This window comes from Dactylosporangium sp. CA-233914 (assembly GCF_050942935.1).
Taxonomy (GTDB): domain Bacteria; phylum Actinomycetota; class Actinomycetes; order Mycobacteriales; family Micromonosporaceae; genus Dactylosporangium.
In genome coordinates this window covers 645,766-662,641 of sequence record NZ_CP192030.1, presented here as the reverse complement: position 1 = coordinate 662,641, position 16,876 = coordinate 645,766, and the positions used below count along the sequence as shown (strand labels likewise).

Below are 16,876 nucleotides of genomic sequence, written 5' to 3'. Positions count from 1 at the left end.
CCACGGCTGGTCCACGGGCTACAGCAGGGTGGTCTGCATCGGGAAGGTGAGCCTCGCCGTGGTGATGCTCTCCAGGATCTGGTCCTCGTTCAGTTCGCGCTCCATGACCCTCGCGTAGTTGCGGCCGCGGTTGTGGGTGTTGCGCATCCGCACCACGTTGGGGAAGCGGCCCACCGCTCGCATGTCGCCGAGGCCCGACAGGAAGACCAGCTGGATGCCGTTGGCCGCGGCCACTCGGCGTTGCAGGTCCAGGAAGGCCACGTAGTTCGCGGTGCCCAGCGGGTTGTCCATCGGCAGGACGCCCAGGCCGGGCACGTCGCCGCCGCGGTTGGCCGCGCGCAGGCGGGCCAGCATGCAGAACAGCAGCAGGCTGATGGTCACCTTTTCGCCGCCGGACCACTTGCTCATCAGCTCCACCGGCTGGCGGTCGTCCGTGAGTTCCGTGGACGGCTTCAGGACCCGGGCCACGAAGTTGCCTCGGCCCACCACCGCCGAGACCGCCTCCCAGGACAGGGTCAGGCCGTCCGGGATCGGGTCCTTGCCCGCCACCAGGCGGTCGACCAGGCGCTCGACCCGGCTGCGCAGCGTGGCGTCGCTCGTGTCCACACTGGAGCGCGGGCCCACGTCCAGGAAGCGGCGGTTGCGCAGGTGGTCGGCCAGGCCCGGGGGCAGTTGGGCGTGGTGCTGGGCCCGCTGCAGGGTTTTCAGGCCCTCGCGGACCTCCGCGCACAGCGCCGTCACCACCAGGTGCTTGTCCTTCTCGACCGCCTCCAGCTCGCCGGCCAGGCCCAGGCGATAGGTCCGCAGCTGCTCGGCCAGGAGTTCGACGGCGGCCAGGTCGACCTGGTTGGTGCGGAAGCGGTCGCGGACCTCGGGGCTCACCGTGGCGAAGCGGTCCTCGGCGGCCCAGCGGTCGATCCGGTGCGCCTCGTTGTTCAGGCGGGTGCGGGCCGAGGACACCGCGCGGTCCGCCGCCTGCAGGGCCCGGCGGGCGCCGCGGGTCAGGTCGCGGGCGGACTCCACGTCGCCGGCGAAGGGGGCGGCGTCGGCCGCCGCGACCGTGTCGTCGTCGGTCAGGTCCGTGACCAGCTGCTGCAGGTCGCCGGCGCGGCGGCGGGACGACTCGGCCCGGGACTCGGCGGCCGCGGCGCGGTCGCGGGCCGCTCGCTCGCCGGCCCGGACGGTCTCGAGCCGGCGCTCGCTCTCCTCGGCGAGGCGGGTCGCCTCCTCGAACGACGAGACCGCGAGGTCCAGCGATGTGACCGGCAGCGCGGACACGGCGCGAGCGGCCTCCGCCAGGGCGGCGCCGGCCAGGGTCGCGTCGCGCTGGGCGGACAGGAACGCCTGCTCGGCCTGGTCGATCGATCGGCGGACGTCCGCGGGATCGACCGACTCCAGCAGTGTCTGGGCCGTGGACCGCTCGGCCGCGGCGAACTGCTGGATCTCCTCGTCGAGGGCGGCCAGGCGGCTGGTGATCTCGGCGATCGTCGCCTCCAGGGCCGAGCCCGAGGTCTGGCGCAGATAGGCGTCGTTGGCGGCCTGGTACGCGTTCGTGGCCTCGGCCAGGCTCGGCAGGGCGCCGCCGTCGAACGGGGACGCGATGCGCTGCAGCTCCTCGCCGCGCAGGTGGTACTCCCGGATCGTCTGCGCGGCCCGCTGCGCGTCGGCGTCGAGGCCGACCACGGCGGCCGCGGCCGTTCGCTCCTGGTCCTCGGCGGCCGTCAGCTGCTCCTGCAGGCTCGCCCGCAGCGCCGGCAGCTCGGCCCGCTCCCGGCGCATGCGGTCGGCGTCGGGGGCGCGGCGGGTCAGGTCGGCCAGGGCGGCGATGCGGATGGTGAGGCGGCGGCGGTGCTCGGCCAGGTCGCGGCGGCTGCGCTCCAGCACCGCGGCCCGCTCGTCCAGGCGGATGCGGTCCTCCTGCAGCTCGGCGAGCCGGTCGCCGGCCGCGGCCAGCCCAAGAGCGAGGCGCTCGTGCTCGGCGTCGAGGTGCTCGCGGTGGCCGGGCGGGCAGCGGTCGGCCAGGTCGAGCAGCCGGGTCTTGAGGCGCATGTCGCCGTCGCGGGTCTCCAGCAGGTCGTGGATGCGACGGTCGCGCTCGGCCCGGTCCGCGCCGCGACGGCCGGCCTCCGCGAACGCGGCGGTCCGGTCGTACATCGCCGCCGCCGGAGGTACCACAAATCCCGGAATCTCCGAGGAATCGGAAATGTTGGCGAGGGCCGACGCAGGAGCGACCTGGAGAGCCGAGGTCGGATACAGGTCGGCGGCGAGGAGCTCGGTGCGGGCCCGGTCCAGATCGGCCGGGTCATGCACGAGCAACCCGCCCACCAGGTGCGGGGCCGTGGCGATGGCGGAAGGCCAGGCGGATGGCGGTACTGAATCCGCGAGAAAATGCCATCCCGTCGTCGCCGGAATCCGGGCCGCGGCCAGCACGTCCGCCGCCCGCGCCAGGTCCAGCGCGGCCGGCAGGAGGCCGCGGGCGGAGGCGAGGGCCTGCACCGCCCGGTCGTCCTCGGCATCGGCGACCGCCAGCTGGATGCGGTGCCGGTCGGCGGTGATGACCGCCTCGGTGAGCAGGTCGGCGAGGACCCGCCGGGCGGCGATCGGGTCGACGCGGTCCTGCTCGGCGAGGGCCGTCAGCCGGGGGTCGCTGCCCAGCGCGTCGATCTCGGCCAGCAACGGCCCGCGCTCGGCGTCCAGGACGGCCTTGTCCCGGGACAGCTCCGTGATGTCCGTCTGCGCGGCGGCCCGGTCGCGCTCGTACGCCGCCCGGTCCTGCGCGAGCCGCGCCGCATCGGCGGGCAGCTCGTGCTCCAGCCGATCGGCCGCGTGCGCCTCCGCGGAACGAGCCGCGGCCAGTGAGCCCTCCAGGTCCCCGTCAAGGTGCTCGGCGGCGGCCGCGAGGTCGCGGTCGAAGGCGGCCAGCTGCGCGTCGAGGGTGCGCTGCTGGGCGTCGAGGCTGCCCAGGCGGCCCCGCAGCGAGTCGGCCAGCGCGCGGGCCGTGGACTGGCGCTCGCGGGCGGCGAGCGCCTCGGCCCGCAGGGTCTCGACCCGCCCCGCAAGCTCCGCGCCGGCGGTCCGCAGCACCGCCAGCAGGACGGCCGCGGCGGCCGCCCGGTCGCGGCGCAGCGGGGCCGCGCCGGCCTCGGCCTGCTCCTGCTGCCGGCGGGCGACCTCCAGCCGCCGCCCCTGCTCCAGGTGCCGGGTCAGGGCCGGGACGAGCTGCCAGGACCGGTGCGCGTGGCGGCGCTCGCCGACCAGTTCGCCGGCCATGCGGTTCGCCGCCTCGGCGTCGGCGTGGGCGAGCTCGGCGGCGCGGCGGCGGTAGTGCCGGGCGTGCGCGTCGAGGGTCTCGGACTCGGCGGCGGCATGCAGTACACCTTGAAGCGCCTCGGCGGCGAGGGCGTCGTGCTCCCGGCCGCCGCCGCGGCGGTCCGCACCGCGGCGCCCAGCGCGCCCGCCAGCTCGGCGGCCTCGCCCCGGGCCGAGCGCGCGGCGGTCTCCGCGGCGGCGAGGGAGTCCCGGGCGGCGGCGAGGTCGCTCAGCAGGCCCGCGGCCTCGTCGCAGAACGCGACCTCGGCCCGCAGCCGCGGCTGGCGGGCGAGGCGGTCGCGGGTGGTGCGCAGGATCGCGGCGACCTTCCCGGCCGAGGTCGGCTCGGTGACCAGGGTGAGGAGGTACTGCACGAACTCGTCCGCCGTGCGGAACTTGAAGTGGTGCTCGATCCCGCCCTCGGTGGCGTTGATCTTCAGGATGGCGGTGAACAGGCCCGGGTCGAGGCCGCGGTCCTGCAGCGCCTGCGCCCAGCGCTCCTGCTTGGCGGTGACGACCGGCTCGGTCTCGGGCGGCAGCGCCTCGACCGTCCGGACGAGCTCGCGCAGGTCGGCCGAGTCGTACGGCAGCGTCGCAAGCTCCACGCCGGCGGTGGGCGTGAACGCGTACCAGCTCTGCCGCAGCCGCTCGTGGGCCGCGTTGGGGTCGGCGGGCTGCGCGCGGTCGGCCCACTCGTAGACGCCGCCGGTGACCAGCCGCCGCCCGGTGGGGTCGATCCACTCGACGACGACGTGCGCGGTGTCGGCGCCCAGGACGCAGTCCTCCAGGTGCCGGCCGGTGGTGGCGGTGGCCAGGAAGTCGCGCCGGTCGGGGCGGATCAGGGCGCACAGCAGGGCGATCAGCGTGGACTTGCCGCCGCCGTTGCGCATCCACAGGATGGTGTCCAGCGGTGTACCGTCCCGGCCGGTCAGGTCCAGCCACACCTCCCGGAACCGGGCGGCGGGCGAGCCGATCCGGTCGAGGTAGATGCGCCGGATCTGCCAGAGCCGCGCGGGGGCCGCCATCAGCGCCGCACCGCCCGCATCGCCTCCAGCGCCTCGCCGCCGGCGACGTCGGCGACGAGCAGCCGGAAGCGGTCGGTGAGCTGATACGTGGCCGGGCCGAGCTGCGGCATCGGCCGCGCCGCGCCCCGCTCGACGAGCCAGCCCAGCACCTCGGCCACGGCGAACTGCGTGCAGCCCTTGGCCGGCCCGGGCTGGCGGTCCTTGGGCCGGAACGCGGCCGTGCGCCGGTAGAGCTCGGCCGCCAGCCGCGCCTGCCCGTCGACCGTGTCCGGCTCGCCGGGGATGGCCAGGACCCGGTCGATCGTGTCCCGGACGAACTTGTCCAGCGCGGCCACCTCGACCGTCTTGACCTCGGTACTGTCCAGATCCACCTCCTGCGGGAACGCGTAGGCGGCCACGCCCAGCACGATGAGGCCCGCGATCAGCTTCTCGTCCGGGGACATGCCCGTGCTGCGCAGGTCGCCCATCCGCACCGCGAAGACGCTGCCCGGCTGGGTGCTCAGCACGAGCCCGGTCCGCGGCGGCGCGCCGAGCACGACCAGCCCGAGCCCGCTCGCGAGCGTGTCGACGGTGTCGCGGAACAGGGTGTGGGCGCGGTACCGCTCCAGCAGCCGCCCGTACGGGTTGCCGTCGCTCGGGCGGGCACCCGTGCGCAGCCCCAGGGCGACCAGCTCGGCCGCGGCCCGGACGTCCTCGATCGGCACTGTCACGCTTCCTGCTCCTCGTCCACGTACGTCACCAGCAGCTCGTCGCCCCAGACCAGCGGATGCTCGATGCGCGCCCCGGTCCGCTCGGCGACCAGCGCGGTGAGGTCGGCACCGCGCTGCTCCTCCGGGTCGACGACGTCGGGCGCGTACGACCACAGCGCCGAGAGCAGCACCAGCTCCCGGGTCTCGTCGTCCCCGGCGGCGCCGAGCAGGTCCGTCAGCCGGACCGGGCCCCGCTCGGCCCGCCGCAGGATGCGCGTGGCCTCGGCCACGACCGCGGGCGGATAGGACTGGAGGTCGGCTCCGTCGGTGTCGCCGGGCTCCTCGGTCTCCTCCTCGCCGGGCCCGGCCAGCCGCGGCGGGGCCAGCAGCACGTCGACGAGGTTGTCCAGCTGCAGCAGCCGGGGGATGCGCAGCCCGAGCACCCGGTCCCCGAACGCCTCGGCCACCGCCGTCGCCTCCTCCTGCGGCAGCCGCAGGACGGGGTGCAGCAGCTCCTGTTCGACGTTGAGCAGCCGCAGGTGTACCCGCCGGGCGAACACTTGCTGCAGCTGGGCCTGCAGGAAGATCGTCCGCGCGTCGCCGACCCGCTCGGCCAGGTCGAGGTGCACCTGACGGATGCGGCGCAGCGTGTCGACGAGGTCGCCGGAGGCCCGGCGGACCTCGGGATCGGTCTCGGCGTCGATGCCGGCCGCGACGTGGTCGAGCACCTCGGCGTCGGCGGCGATGCGGGCCTCGACGTGCTCCCGCGCCCGGGCGAGGCGCTGCGGCACGTCGGCGACCCAGTCGACGGAGCGCACGTCGCGCCGGGTCGCGTCGAGGATGTCGGCCAGCGACGCGGACATAGCCACCGAGACGCGCTCGGCCTGCATGGCGGTGCGGCCGGCGGCCTCGAACCGGCGGTCCCGCAGCTGCCGCTGCAGCACGACCGAGAACGCGGCCTCGGCGTCGTCGACGTCGAGATCGAGGCCGCTGAGGTACAGCATGACGGCCTGCGGCGAGGCCAGCACCACGGCGCCGTCCGGCCCGTCCTGCAGCTGGAGCAGCTTGAACGCGTACTCCTCGCGGTTGTCGTACGTGTACACGAACGCCCGCTGGTTGTCGGCGTCGTTGAGCAGCCCCTTGACCACCCACCGCGCCGCGTCCTGGTGCTCCTCGGCCGCCCCGGCCCGCATCCGCCCGGCCAGCTCCGCGACGGCCTCGATCAGCTCGGCCAGCGTGAGCGGCCGCGCGAATCCCAGCGACGCGACGGCGACATCGACCGCGGCCAGCGCGAGCTGGCGCAGGTCGTAGGCCTCGTGGACGTCGGCGTGCACGGCGTTGCGGACCAGTCGCGCGACGGGGTCGGTGAGGATGAGCGCCCGCCATCGGGCCCGCATGGAGGCATCCCCGACCGGAGACGTCACCTCCGCCACCCGATCACCCCCACGCACCTACCGTACTGACCACCCGGTTCGCGGACGAAATCCCCACTCGATCGTGGGCCCCTTCACACCGCCCCGCGATCACAATGAGAGGCGTGGAGCGGCATGCGTGTGCGGCGGCGATCCTCGGCGGCCCGACCGCCGTGCTGGACCTGGGCGGCCTGCGGATCGTCACCGACCCGACGTTCGACTCGCCGGGCCCGCAGGGGTACCTCACCAAGACCCGCGGCCCGGTCGCGGCGGAGGACGAGCTCGGCCCGGTCGACCTGGTGCTGGTCAGCCACGAGGCGCACGCGGACAACCTCGACCAGCGGGGCCGGGCGTTCGCGCTGGCCGCCCCGCTGGTGCTGACCGGCCCGTGCTCGGCGGAGCTCCTCGGCCCGCCCGCGATCGGCCTGGCCCCGTGGACCAGCCACGACGTGGGTCCGCTGAGCGTGCTGGCCGTCCCGGCGGTCCACGGCCCCGAGGACGGCGAGCGCGACTCCGACGGCAACGTCAACTGCGAGGTCGTCGGGTTCGTCCTGTCGGGTGAGGGGCTGCCCACGGTGTACGTCAGCGGCGACAACGCCTCCATCCGCACCGTGGCCGAGATCGCCCGCCGCGCCCCGGCCGTCGACGCGGCGGTGCTGCACGCCGGGGCCGCGCGGGTGCCGGCGAAGTTCGGCGGGCGCCCGCTGACCATGGACAGCCGCCGCGCCGCGGCCGCCGCGGCCGTGCTCGACGCCGCCGTGGTCGTGGCGGCCCACTACGACGGCTGGTCCCACTTCACCGAGGGCCGCGCCGATTTGGAGCTGGCCTTCCGCGAGGCCGGCCTGTCGTCCCGGCTGCACGCCCCGGCCCACGGCGTCCCGACCCCGCTGCGCTAAGGCCTGTTTCATAGCTCGAGCTCGTGGTTAGTGCTGGAGCTACGAACAGTCCGGGGTGTGCGCCTCGTCGTTCCGGTGCGGTCCGGTGCAGTGGCTGCGCCGGGCTCATCCCGGGGTTGTCGAGGGCACCGTTTCCGGTATTTCGCCGAGCACGCCGGCCCCAGCCCGGTGTGGCTGGTGCTGCGCTGCGGCCGCCGCGGATCGGCATCTGGATGATGCGGTACCCGGGGCGGTGGTGTCCGGTTGACTCGACAGGGCCCCTTGCGGCCCTTGGTGGTGCGTCGAACACCTTCAGAATACAGCCATGTGGCCTCAAGTCAATCGGCCGTGGATCCGATGGCGCGCCGCTACATCGTCAGCCGAATTCGAACCACGGATTTTGTGAAACAGGCCCCAGCTAGCTGTAGTCGGCGGCGCTCAGCGCGTACTGGACCTCCTCGTCCGGCTCGCCGGGCAGGTGGAAGGTCGCCGTGTGACGCAGGCCCGACTTCTCCATCACGCGCCGCGAACCCGTGTTGACCGCCATCGTCTCGGCGAAGACCCGCTCCACGCCCACCGTCTCGAAGCCGCGCTCGACCAGCGCGCGGCAGGCCTCGGTCGCGTAGCCCCGGCCCCAGGCCGCCCGCCGCAGCCGGTAGCCGAGCTCGATGCCGGACCGGTCGATCCCGGGCAGGTGCGGGTCGCCCTCGCGGTACGGCCGGAAGAAGACCCAGCCGAGGAACGCCCCGCTCGCCCGCTCCGCCGCGGCCCAGTAGCCGAGGTCGTCGCCGCGCTCATAGTAGGCGAGGATGCGCGGCAGGTACTCGTCGCGCATCCGCTCACGCGAGGTCGGGCGGCCGCCGAGGTACCGCATGACCTCGGGATCGCTGTCCAGCTCGACGAGGGCGTCCAGGTCGTCCGGCGTGATCCGGCGCAGCTGCAGGCGTTCGGTCTGAAGGTGTACCGACATGGCGACCATCATGGTTTAGGTAAGTTTCACGGATCGCCGAAAGCGCTTTCGGTTGCCAGCCATCGATGTCTGTCCCGGCGCCTCGGCCGTCGTTCCCAGCCGGGGTGCGGCGTGGCAACATGCGCTGGCGTGGAGCCCGCAGGCTCGCCGGAGATGGGTGCTCCGGCGAAACACTCCGCGAGGGCGCCACGTTTCGCAGCGTAAGTTTCAGGTCGGTTACCAGGCACTTACGAGCTAGAGGGCCCGCCTGGCACGGCTCTCCTTGACGCGGTCCCAGGGCGGTGCGGACGGTAGCTGCACCTCGATTCCGACCCGTCTATGTGAGGAGAATCGATGAGGCGCAAGATCGCCCTCATATCCGCCGCCGCCCTCGTGGCGACCGGCGGTGCTGTCATGGTCGCCAACCAGGCGAGCGCGGCGGCCGGATGTTCAGCGAAGTACACGATCGTCAACTCCTGGCCGAGCGGGTTCCAGGCCCAGGTCGACGTGACCAACCTCGGTGATGCCGTGACCAGCTGGAACGTCGGCTGGGACTTCGGTAACAGCTCCCAGACGATCAGCCAGATCTGGAACGCCGACAAGACCCAGTCGGGCGTGCACGTCAACGCGACCAGCCTCAGCTACAACGGCACCGTCGCGACCAACGGGACGATCTCGTTCGGGTTCACCGGCGCCTGGAGCGGCAGCAACCCGGCCGGCACCAACTTCACCCTGAACGGGACCGCCTGCACCGGCGGCACCACCGGCGGCCCGTCGTCGCAGTCGCCGTCGCCGTCGAGCTCGAACAACAACCCGGGCGCGCCGGTCGTATCGCTGACCAGCCCGACCGACGGCTCCTCGTTCACCGCGCCCGCCACGGTGGGCCTGGCCGCGAACGCCTCCGCCACCAACAGCACGATCAGCAAGGTCGAGTTCTACAACGGCTCGACGCTGCTCGGCGCCGACACCAGCTCGCCGTACACCTACAGCTGGACCAACGTCGCCGCCGGCAACTACACGCTGACCGCCAAGGCGTACAACGCGTCCAACGTGTCGACCACGAGCACCGCGGTGTCGATCAGCGTCACCACCGGTGGCGGCAACAACGGCACCCACGTCGACAACCCGTACGTCGGCGCCAAGGTCTACGTGAACCCGGACTGGTCGGCCAAGGCCGCCGCGGAGGCGGGCGGCAGCCGCGTCTCCAACCAGCCGACCGGTGTCTGGCTCGACTCGATCGCCGCCATCACCGCCCCGTCCGGCTCGGGCTACACCACGAGCCTGCGCCAGCACCTCGACAACGCCCTGGCCCAGGGCGCGACGCTGGCCCAGTTCGTGATCTACGACCTGCCCGGCCGGGACTGCGCCGCGCTGGCCTCCAACGGCGAGCTCGGCCCGACGGAGATCGGCCGCTACAAGACGGACTACATCGACCCGATCGCCGCGATCGAGGCCGACACCAAGTACTCCGCGCTCCGCATCGTCAACATCATCGAGATCGACTCGCTGCCGAACCTCGTGACCAACGCGGACGGCCAGGCCGGCGCCACCGCCGCCTGCGCGACGATGAAGTCCAACGGCAACTACGTGACGGGCGTCCAGTACGCCCTGAGCAAGCTGCACGCCGCGGGCTCCAACACCTACAACTACATCGACGCCGCGCACCACGGCTGGATCGGCTGGGACAGCAACTTCGGCCCGTCCGCCTCCCTCTTCGCGAGCACCGCGAAGGGCGCCGTCGGCGGCGTCAACACGGTCGACGGCTTCATCACCAACACCGCGAACTACTCGGCCCTGTCCGAGCCGTGGGTGCAGCCGTCCACCACGGTCAACGGCCAGTCGGTCCGCCAGTCGAAGTGGGTGGACTGGAACTTCTACACCGATGAGCTCACCTTCGCCCAGGCGTTCCGCACCCAGCTGGTCTCCCAGGGCTTCAACTCCAACATCGGCATGCTGATCGACACCTCCCGCAACGGCTGGGGCGGCTCGGCCCGTCCGACCGCGGCGAGCACCTCGACCGACATGAACACCTACGTCGACCAGTCCCGCATCGACCGCCGCATCCACGCCGGCAACTGGTGCAACCAGAGCGGCGCCGGCCTCGGCGAGCGCCCGCGGGCCACGCCGGCCGCCGGCATCGACGCCTACGTCTGGATCAAGCCCCCGGGCGAGTCGGACGGCTCGTCCTCGCTGGTCCCGACCGGCCCGAACAACCCGGGCGGCAAGGGCTTCGACCGCATGTGCGACCCGACCTACACGGGCAACGGCCGCAACGGCAACAGCCTGAGCGGCGCCCTGCCCAACGCCCCGGTCTCCGGCGCGTGGTTCTCGGCCCAGTTCCAGCAGCTCATGCAGAACGCCTACCCGGCGCTGTAATCGGCTCGCTGTAACCAGCTCCACCAAGAGGGCCCCCGGTTCGCCGGGGGCCCTCGTCCCATATCGTGCGGACGTGAGGACACCGACGGCGGCACTTCCATCACAGGTCCACATCTGGGACACGTGGCACCATCGTCGGGGCGCGACCGGCCAGGACCCGCTGCACCGCGAACTGCGCGAGCGCTTCGTCGAGCTGGTGACAAAGGTCGAGAATCCACGCGTCGCCGATCTGGGCTGCGGGCAGGGCCATGACGCAATAGCGTTCGCCGAAGCGGGATGCAGGGTCACCGCGATCGACTTCTCACCCGTCTCGGTGCGACAGGCGCGCCGCGGAGCCGCCGAGCGCGATCTCGATGTCGACGCCCTGTGCCACGATCTGGCCGAACCTCTGCCACTGCCCGACGCCTCGATGCACGGCGTGTATGCCCACCTGTCGCTGCACTACTTCGACGACACAACCACCCGGTCACTCTTCGCCGAGATACGGCGGGTCCTCACCGCAGACGGCGTTCTGGTCTTCAGCGTCAAGTCGACGGACGATCCGTACTGCGGGACCGGCGATGAGGTCGGCCCGAACATGTACTGCCGCGAAGGCCACCTCCGGCACTTCTTCGGACGCGACTACCTCAAGGACCTTCTTCCACGTGGTAGCCCGGAAGCCGCTACTCACCAACCCCTGATCTCGGGCTCGGTGTAGTTGGTCGGCCCGGTGCCGGGGGTGAGATCGACGAAGGGCCGCTCGGCGATGACCGTGCCGGTGTCGTCGTAGGCGCGGACTGTCGCGTTCAGCGGGCCCGGCAGCTCGATCTGGCCGACGCCGCCGGTCAGCGCGCCCTGGGCGAGTACCGTCTCGCCCTGGCGGACCTCGAAGCGGGCGGCGGCCGGGGGCGCGATGATCTGCAGCGTGTCGGGCTCGTCCGCGCTGAAGGTCGGCAGCCGCATGGCGATGAGCGCCTTCGCCGGGTCGCCGGCGATGCCGGCGCCGGTGGGGTGGTTGCGGCTGTTCGGCTGGGGGCTCGTGTCGGTGGCGATCGTGATGTACGGGCCGCCGCCGTCCGCCGTCAGCGCCATCACGGTCGCGATCTGGCCGAGGCCGGAGCCTTGGCCGTCGGGGTCGACGACCTCGAAGTCGTCGCTCCACAGCACGACGTAGTGCACGTCCGGGCCGGTGAGGCCGAACTGGTACGCGAGCGCGTTCGCGGCCACCTCGGCGGCGCGCGGGGCCGGCTTGCCGCGGCCGTACAGCGGGGACGGATCGACGGTGCCCGTCCGACCGGAAGGCACCGAGCCCTCGTAGAACACCTTGTTCCCGCCCCGGAAGCGCACCCGCAGCCCGGCCGGCAGCGTGGCGGTGTCGCGCAGGAGGTACCCGGCCGGCTCCGCCTGCCACTCGCGCGTGATGCTGCCGTCGGCGAGGTAGCGGGGCGCGGACGACACCGACACGTCGTAGTCGATGGGGCTGAGCACCAGCACGTACCCGGAGTTGTGCTCGCCGCCGCGCCACTCATCCCACACGATCGGCTCGCCGAGGTCCCCCCAGTTGGCCAGGTTGAGCCGCTCCGCCTTCGCCCCACGCGGCCCGAGGAGGTTGACCTTCCGTGGCGCGGCCGTCGCCCCCGCCACGATCACCAGGCGCCGGTTCCCGGGCACGTCCCCGGCGAACAGCACGCGCAGCCGTGCCCGGTCCCCCGGCAGCCCGAACTGCTCGGGGTCGGCGACGATCCGGTCCAGCACCGAGTTCAGGAAGGCGGCGTCGCCGGCCAGCGGCCCACGCGTGGGCGAGTCGAGCAGGGGCCGGACCACGGCCGAGGGCTCGCCGTCGAGCCGCCCCGGCCCGCCCTCCGGCCCCCCGATGCCACCGAAGCGGAACAGCGGCAGTACCGACACCACCCCGCCGAGCAGGCAGGCCACGACGAGCACGCCGAGCCCGGCCCGGCCCGCGATCCGCGCCCGCCGGCGTCGGCGCGCCCCGCGCACGGCCACCTCGGTGACGTCGTACACCTTCGCCTGGTCGGCGATGTCGTCGAGCATCTCGGCCAGCCCGCTCACGCCGGCACCTCCGCAAGCTCCGGTGCCGCCGCGAGGAAACTGAACCCCATGGTGAGCGGCCCCTCCGCTCCGCTCCGGACCGCTCACGAGCGCACCTCCATCGACTCCTCGACCCGCCCGGCGAGCTCGGGGGCGAGCGTGCGCAGCCGCGCCAGGGCATGGCTGGTCTGACTCTTGACGGTGCCGACCGAGGTGCCCATGACCTGCGCGGTGTCGGCCTCGGAGAGATCCTCGAAGTACCGCAGCACGATGACCGCCCGCTGCCGGGGTGTGAGCCTGCTCAGGGCCTGCTGGAGCACGACCCGCAGCACGGTCTGGTTCGTCTCGTCCGCGCTGGACGCCCGATCGGGCACGTCGGCGGTGGACTGCTCGCGCCACCTTCGCACCCGCCAGGTGCGCACGTGCTCGTGGTACAGAATCTTGCGGACGTACGCCTCGGGGTCCTCGGCACCGGCGATCCGCGGCCAGGCCAGCGCCGCCTTGATCAGCGCCCCCTGCAGCAGGTCCTCGGCCTGCGCATGCCCGCCGGCGAGCAGAAACGCGGCGCGCGACAACCGCGGCAGCCGCGCCCGCACGAACTCGCGAAACCCCTCTTCGTCGTCCACGCGGCTCCTCCCCCGACCGGCCCTACCCGAGTACATGCCTCGACCGGCCCGCCGGGTTGGAACCAGTCAGGCGGGGATTGCCCGCCTCCGGCAGTTCGCACGCTGCCTCGGGCGGGCTCTTGAAAAGCGCTGGTTACTCGGGGAGGAATGATCCGGCTGGTGCTGCTCACTGCCCTTGACGACTTCGTGTGGCTCCGGCCCGTCAGACGGGGGTTGCCGGCGTCGCGGGGGTCGTTGACTCCTCGGACGGCATCAGGAGCCATAGGATCGGGTAGATCAGGATCTGCGAGCCGGGGATGGCGAGCAGGATCAGGATGAACAGCAGGCGTGCGGGCCACGGGTCGATGCCGAACCGCTGTCCGAGGCCCGCGACCACACCACCGAGAAGGCGACCCTGCGTCGGGCGGACCAGGCCGTGCTGACGCATCGAGCCGTAGACGGTTTCCACTTTTGGCTCCTTGTCCGGGGTACCGAATCTGATGCATTCAGCATCGCGCCGTGGGCACCCTTCGGACATCGGGGAACGACCCCGGCCCCTCCCTGGGCGTCGGACCCTGAGCGGGGCCGGGGTCGCCGCCGTCAGAAGACCTTGCGGGCCGGGCCGAGGCGCAGGAATACCGTCTCGCCGGTGGCGTCCTTCACGGCGTCGTTGTCCGTGATGGCGTACACCTGCCCGTCGCCGCCGATCGTCAGGCCCTCGAGCTTCTCCTGGGTCCAGCCGTTGTCGGCGCGCAGCGCGGGGAGCACGTCGATCGCCAGGCGCTTGCGCAGGACCGGCAGCGTGCCGGCGGCCGGGTCCTGGGCGGGCACGGTCACGGTGTACACCCGCTTGATCTTCGCGTTCGGGCCGTTGAGCTTGTCGCGCTCGATCACCGCGAGGGTGTGCTCGTCGACGGCGACGATCTCGGACAGGCCGATCCAGTCGCCGGCGGTCGTGGTGGTCTCCAGCTGGTAGCCGTACCACGTCCACTGCTTGCTCACGGTGTCGTACCGGCCGATGCGGGCCACGCCCTTCGGGTCGGTGCTGAGCTCGCGCTGCAGGGCGACCCACAGGTACTTGCCCGAGCCGGTGACGCCCTCGATGCCCCACTTCGACAGGCCCGCGGCGACCTCGGAAGGCAGCGACACCGTCTCGACCGTGCGACCGGTCGCGTCGAGCCGGACGAGCTTGTTGGCGTCACCCGTGGCACCCTCGACGCCGAGCCAGAAGCCGCCCTGCGGCCGGGCGTAGATGCCTTCCGCGTCGTACCCGACCGGCGCTCCGGCCGCGTCCGTCACCGTCAGCGCGCTGGTGATCTCGGCCGGCTTGCCGCTGGTGTCGATCGTGAGGAGCCGGGTCGGCGTGTAGGCCGAGTCGGTCACGGAGTACAGCTTCGAAGGCTTGCCGGGCACGGCCGACAGCGCGCCGAGCGCACCCCAGCCGATGTCGTCGCGGCTGACGATGCTCGGGAAGCCCGGCTCGTCGCGGCCGAGCGCGAAGAGGGAGACACTGGAGCGGACGTTGACGGAGGCGTCGTCGACCTCGCTGGAGACCGCGAGCATGTCGCGCCCCGGGATCGGCAGCAGCCCCTCGGGCCCGTTGGTGGTCGGCAGCACCTGCTTGAAGACCGGCCGCGCGGGGTTGCTCAGGTCGTACACCGCGACGAAGTTGCTGCGCTCGGAGCCCACGAAGGCGTACCGCGTGCCGTGGAACGTAGCGATCGCCAGCCCCTCCGGCTCGGTGCCCTTCTTGCCGGCCCGGTCCTCGTTGTGCAGCCCGTAGGTGACGGCGAGCCGCTCGAACGTGTTCCCGGCGTCCCAGACCACGCGCCCGGTCTGGGTGTCGAACACCGTCCAGCCGCGCGTGCCACCCTTCCAGTCGCCCTCGTTGGCCGTGGCGACATAGCGGTCGTCGACCCAGGCGATGGAGTCGGGCTCCCGCGGCACGTCGGTGATCTGGCCCGTGAGATCGATCTTGCCGTCCTTCTTGACGTCGATCCCCTTGACGGTGGCGGTGCCGGCGCTGAACGCCTTCTCCACCTTGCCCGACCGCAGGTCGATCACCACGATGCCGTTGTTCTCCTGCAGCGTGACGACCAGCTTGCCCTTCTCGTTGATCGAGACGTACTCGGGCTCGGGGTCCTCGGGCGCGACGATCCCGGCCTGGGCCAGGGTCTGCGCGGGCAGCGTCACCTTCCGCACCGACCACTTCGCCGGGTTGTCCGAGGGGAAGTCGACGATCTGCACGAAGCCGGCCGGGGCCTGCGGGAGGTCGCCGTTGTTGACGCCCTCGTCGCGCTGGTTCTCAATGGCGATCGCGGCGTACCGCTTGTTGCCCTTGCTGAGCGCGATGGAGTCCGGCTGGCCACCGAGGTCGATGGTGCGAACCACCTTGCGGTCCTTGATCCGGACGACCTGCAGCACGCCGGACGGGTTGGTGAAGCTCTCGCTGGTGTCCACGACCACCAGGGCGTAGTCGCCGCGGACGGTTACCGACGTCGGCTCCCCGTTGACGCCGAGCGTGCCGAGGCCCTTGGGCTTGCGCGCGTTGCCGATGTCGACGAAGCCGATCCGCTTGGCCAACGCGTCCGTGTAGATCAGGGTGCGGCCGTCGTCGGTGACCGCGGAGATCTCGGCCGCCGTGGCCGGGACGGCGGGACCGTTCTGGTAGACGGGGTAGGTAGCCTGCCGGTCCCAGAAGAGGGAACGATTGCCGTGCGCACTCGCGGCGGTGCCAGGAATGAGGCCGGCCGAGGTGACCGCCAGGGTCACCAGCGCGGCAGAAATCTTGCGATGAGACATGCGTCGTGATCTTGGCAGACCTCGGAGACCGTCACCGGTCAGCCGCATGAACGCCTGGCGATCCCTCCATGAATCCGGTGCGGAAACTGTCACGCTGACGTGGTGGAGTGCAGGATGCGTCCGTCGGTGACCCGCACCTCTGATCTGACTGCCGGCCTTCGCCAGCCGGCTGTCGTCCGCCGCCAGGACCCCCTGCCCGCCCACATGGTCCACTGTGGACCCCGTCAGGTGCAGCTGGCCGAAGCCGCCCGGCGCGACACCGGTCGCCCCGCTGCGGGTGATCGTGCAGCGCTCGACGAGCACCCCGCCGGCATCGCCCGGCACGCCCGCGGGTGCGGTCACGGACCGCTCCGGGCGCAGCAGCGGCCACCACGCCGGACCGAACGCCGAACTGCCGGCCACCCGAATGCCGTCACCGGTCAGATCGTGCGGCTGGCAGTCGGTCAGCCGGGCCTGGCCGCCGCCCGCGACCTCAACGCCCGCGCCGGCGGCGTGACCAATGTCGCACCGCGCCAGGGTGAGCGCGGCACGCTCAGCCACCACGACACCGCTGCCGCCCACCTTCGTCAGGTGGGTATCGGTGAGCACGACCCGGGCGGTGCGGCCGTCGACGACCCCGTTACCCCCGGTCTCCTCCATCACCAGAGCAGTGCCCTCCGCCATGGCCTCGCCGGCCGCCAACAGCCCGGCAGAGCTGGTCCCCCGGATCGCGCAGTGCCGCAGCTCCGCCGCCGCGCTGCCGTCGACCTCCACCGCGCCGGCTCCACGGCCGGGTCGAGACCCGCTCCACCTTGCTCACCGGCGCA

12 protein-coding genes are annotated in these 16,876 nt (G+C 72.6%); 3 read left to right on the top strand and 9 right to left on the bottom strand.

What is annotated here, in order from left to right:
• Window positions 1–18: 18 nt before the first annotated feature.
• Genes ACQPY0_RS03030 through ACQPY0_RS03015 form a run of 4 tightly spaced genes read right to left on the bottom strand, consistent with a single transcriptional unit; the run spans window position 19 to window position 6,420 of the window.
• On the bottom strand, window positions 19–3,270 hold the full coding sequence (locus tag ACQPY0_RS03030; RefSeq protein WP_432984231.1) for a hypothetical protein: 3,252 nt from the start codon (window positions 3,268–3,270) through the stop codon (window positions 19–21).
• Window positions 3,204–4,334: a hypothetical protein gene (locus ACQPY0_RS03025; RefSeq protein WP_432984228.1), complete on the bottom strand. Its 1,131-nt coding sequence runs from the start codon at window positions 4,332–4,334 to the stop codon at window positions 3,204–3,206. The genes ACQPY0_RS03030 and ACQPY0_RS03025 overlap by 67 nt, the downstream gene beginning before the upstream one ends.
• A complete protein-coding gene (locus ACQPY0_RS03020) occupies window positions 4,334–5,044 on the bottom strand; it encodes a hypothetical protein (RefSeq protein ID WP_432984225.1) in 711 nt (236 codons plus the stop codon). The genes ACQPY0_RS03025 and ACQPY0_RS03020 overlap by 1 nt, the downstream gene beginning before the upstream one ends.
• The gene (locus ACQPY0_RS03015; RefSeq protein WP_432984223.1) at window positions 5,041–6,420 is read right to left on the bottom strand and encodes a hypothetical protein; all 1,380 of its coding nucleotides are present in this window, start codon (window positions 6,418–6,420) and stop codon (window positions 5,041–5,043) included. Before ACQPY0_RS03015 ends, ACQPY0_RS03020 begins: the two co-directional genes overlap by 4 nt.
• Before the next feature lie 131 nt (window positions 6,421–6,551).
• Here ACQPY0_RS03015 and ACQPY0_RS03010 point away from each other — a divergent pair, with 131 nt between their 5' ends.
• Window positions 6,552–7,331 carry an MBL fold metallo-hydrolase gene (locus ACQPY0_RS03010; protein ID WP_432984220.1) on the top strand — a complete coding sequence of 260 codons (780 nt, stop codon included), beginning with the start codon at window positions 6,552–6,554 and terminating at the stop codon, window positions 7,329–7,331.
• 397 nt (window positions 7,332–7,728) lie between these two features.
• Here ACQPY0_RS03010 and ACQPY0_RS03005 read toward each other — a convergent pair whose 3' ends face one another.
• The gene (locus ACQPY0_RS03005; RefSeq protein ID WP_432984217.1) at window positions 7,729–8,280 is read right to left on the bottom strand and encodes a GNAT family N-acetyltransferase; all 552 of its coding nucleotides are present in this window, start codon (window positions 8,278–8,280) and stop codon (window positions 7,729–7,731) included.
• 333 nt (window positions 8,281–8,613) lie between these two features.
• Between ACQPY0_RS03005 and ACQPY0_RS03000 the strand changes: the two genes are divergently transcribed.
• Both ACQPY0_RS03000 and ACQPY0_RS02995 read left to right on the top strand, forming a co-directional pair.
• Window positions 8,614–10,635 carry a glycoside hydrolase family 6 protein gene (locus tag ACQPY0_RS03000; RefSeq protein ID WP_432984214.1) on the top strand — a complete coding sequence of 674 codons (2,022 nt, stop codon included), beginning with the start codon at window positions 8,614–8,616 and terminating at the stop codon, window positions 10,633–10,635.
• Window positions 10,636–10,708: 73 nt separating this feature from the next.
• Entirely contained in the window at window positions 10,709–11,332 is a 624-nt protein-coding gene (locus ACQPY0_RS02995) for a class I SAM-dependent methyltransferase (RefSeq protein WP_432984211.1), read from the top strand.
• Here ACQPY0_RS02995 and ACQPY0_RS02990 read toward each other — a convergent pair.
• From ACQPY0_RS02990 to ACQPY0_RS02975, 4 genes are all read right to left on the bottom strand, one after another.
• Window positions 11,302–12,684, bottom strand: coding sequence for a hypothetical protein (locus tag ACQPY0_RS02990; RefSeq protein WP_432984208.1), 1,383 nt, complete (start codon window positions 12,682–12,684; stop codon window positions 11,302–11,304). The genes ACQPY0_RS02995 and ACQPY0_RS02990 overlap by 31 nt on opposite strands.
• A gap of 83 nt (window positions 12,685–12,767) precedes the next feature.
• Window positions 12,768–13,289, bottom strand: a complete 522-nt coding sequence (locus ACQPY0_RS02985; protein ID WP_432984205.1) for a SigE family RNA polymerase sigma factor — start codon at window positions 13,287–13,289, stop codon at window positions 12,768–12,770.
• 202 nt (window positions 13,290–13,491) lie between these two features.
• Complete coding sequence (locus ACQPY0_RS02980) at window positions 13,492–13,737, bottom strand: PspC domain-containing protein (protein WP_432984202.1); 246 nt, start codon at window positions 13,735–13,737, stop codon at window positions 13,492–13,494.
• A 131-nt stretch (window positions 13,738–13,868) separates the two neighbouring features.
• Window positions 13,869–16,823 (bottom strand): esterase-like activity of phytase family protein, encoded by a 2,955-nt coding sequence (locus tag ACQPY0_RS02975; RefSeq protein WP_432984199.1) that lies wholly within the window; start codon window positions 16,821–16,823, stop codon window positions 13,869–13,871.
• Window positions 16,824–16,876: the final 53 nt, after the last annotated feature.

Coding starts and splice junctions, on each gene's coding strand:
- ACQPY0_RS03015 (WP_432984223.1), bottom strand. CDS start 6,420: ATGCGGGCCCGATGGCGGGCGCTCATCCTCACCGACCCCGTCGCGCGA.
- ACQPY0_RS03005 (WP_432984217.1), bottom strand. CDS start 8,280: ATGTCGGTACACCTTCAGACCGAACGCCTGCAGCTGCGCCGGATCACG.
- ACQPY0_RS03000 (WP_432984214.1), top strand. CDS start 8,614: ATGAGGCGCAAGATCGCCCTCATATCCGCCGCCGCCCTCGTGGCGACC.
- ACQPY0_RS03010 (WP_432984220.1), top strand. CDS start 6,552: ATGAGAGGCGTGGAGCGGCATGCGTGTGCGGCGGCGATCCTCGGCGGC.
- ACQPY0_RS03030 (WP_432984231.1), bottom strand. CDS start 3,270: ATGGCCGGCGAACTGGTCGGCGAGCGCCGCCACGCGCACCGGTCCTGG.
- ACQPY0_RS03025 (WP_432984228.1), bottom strand. CDS start 4,334: ATGGCGGCCCCCGCGCGGCTCTGGCAGATCCGGCGCATCTACCTCGAC.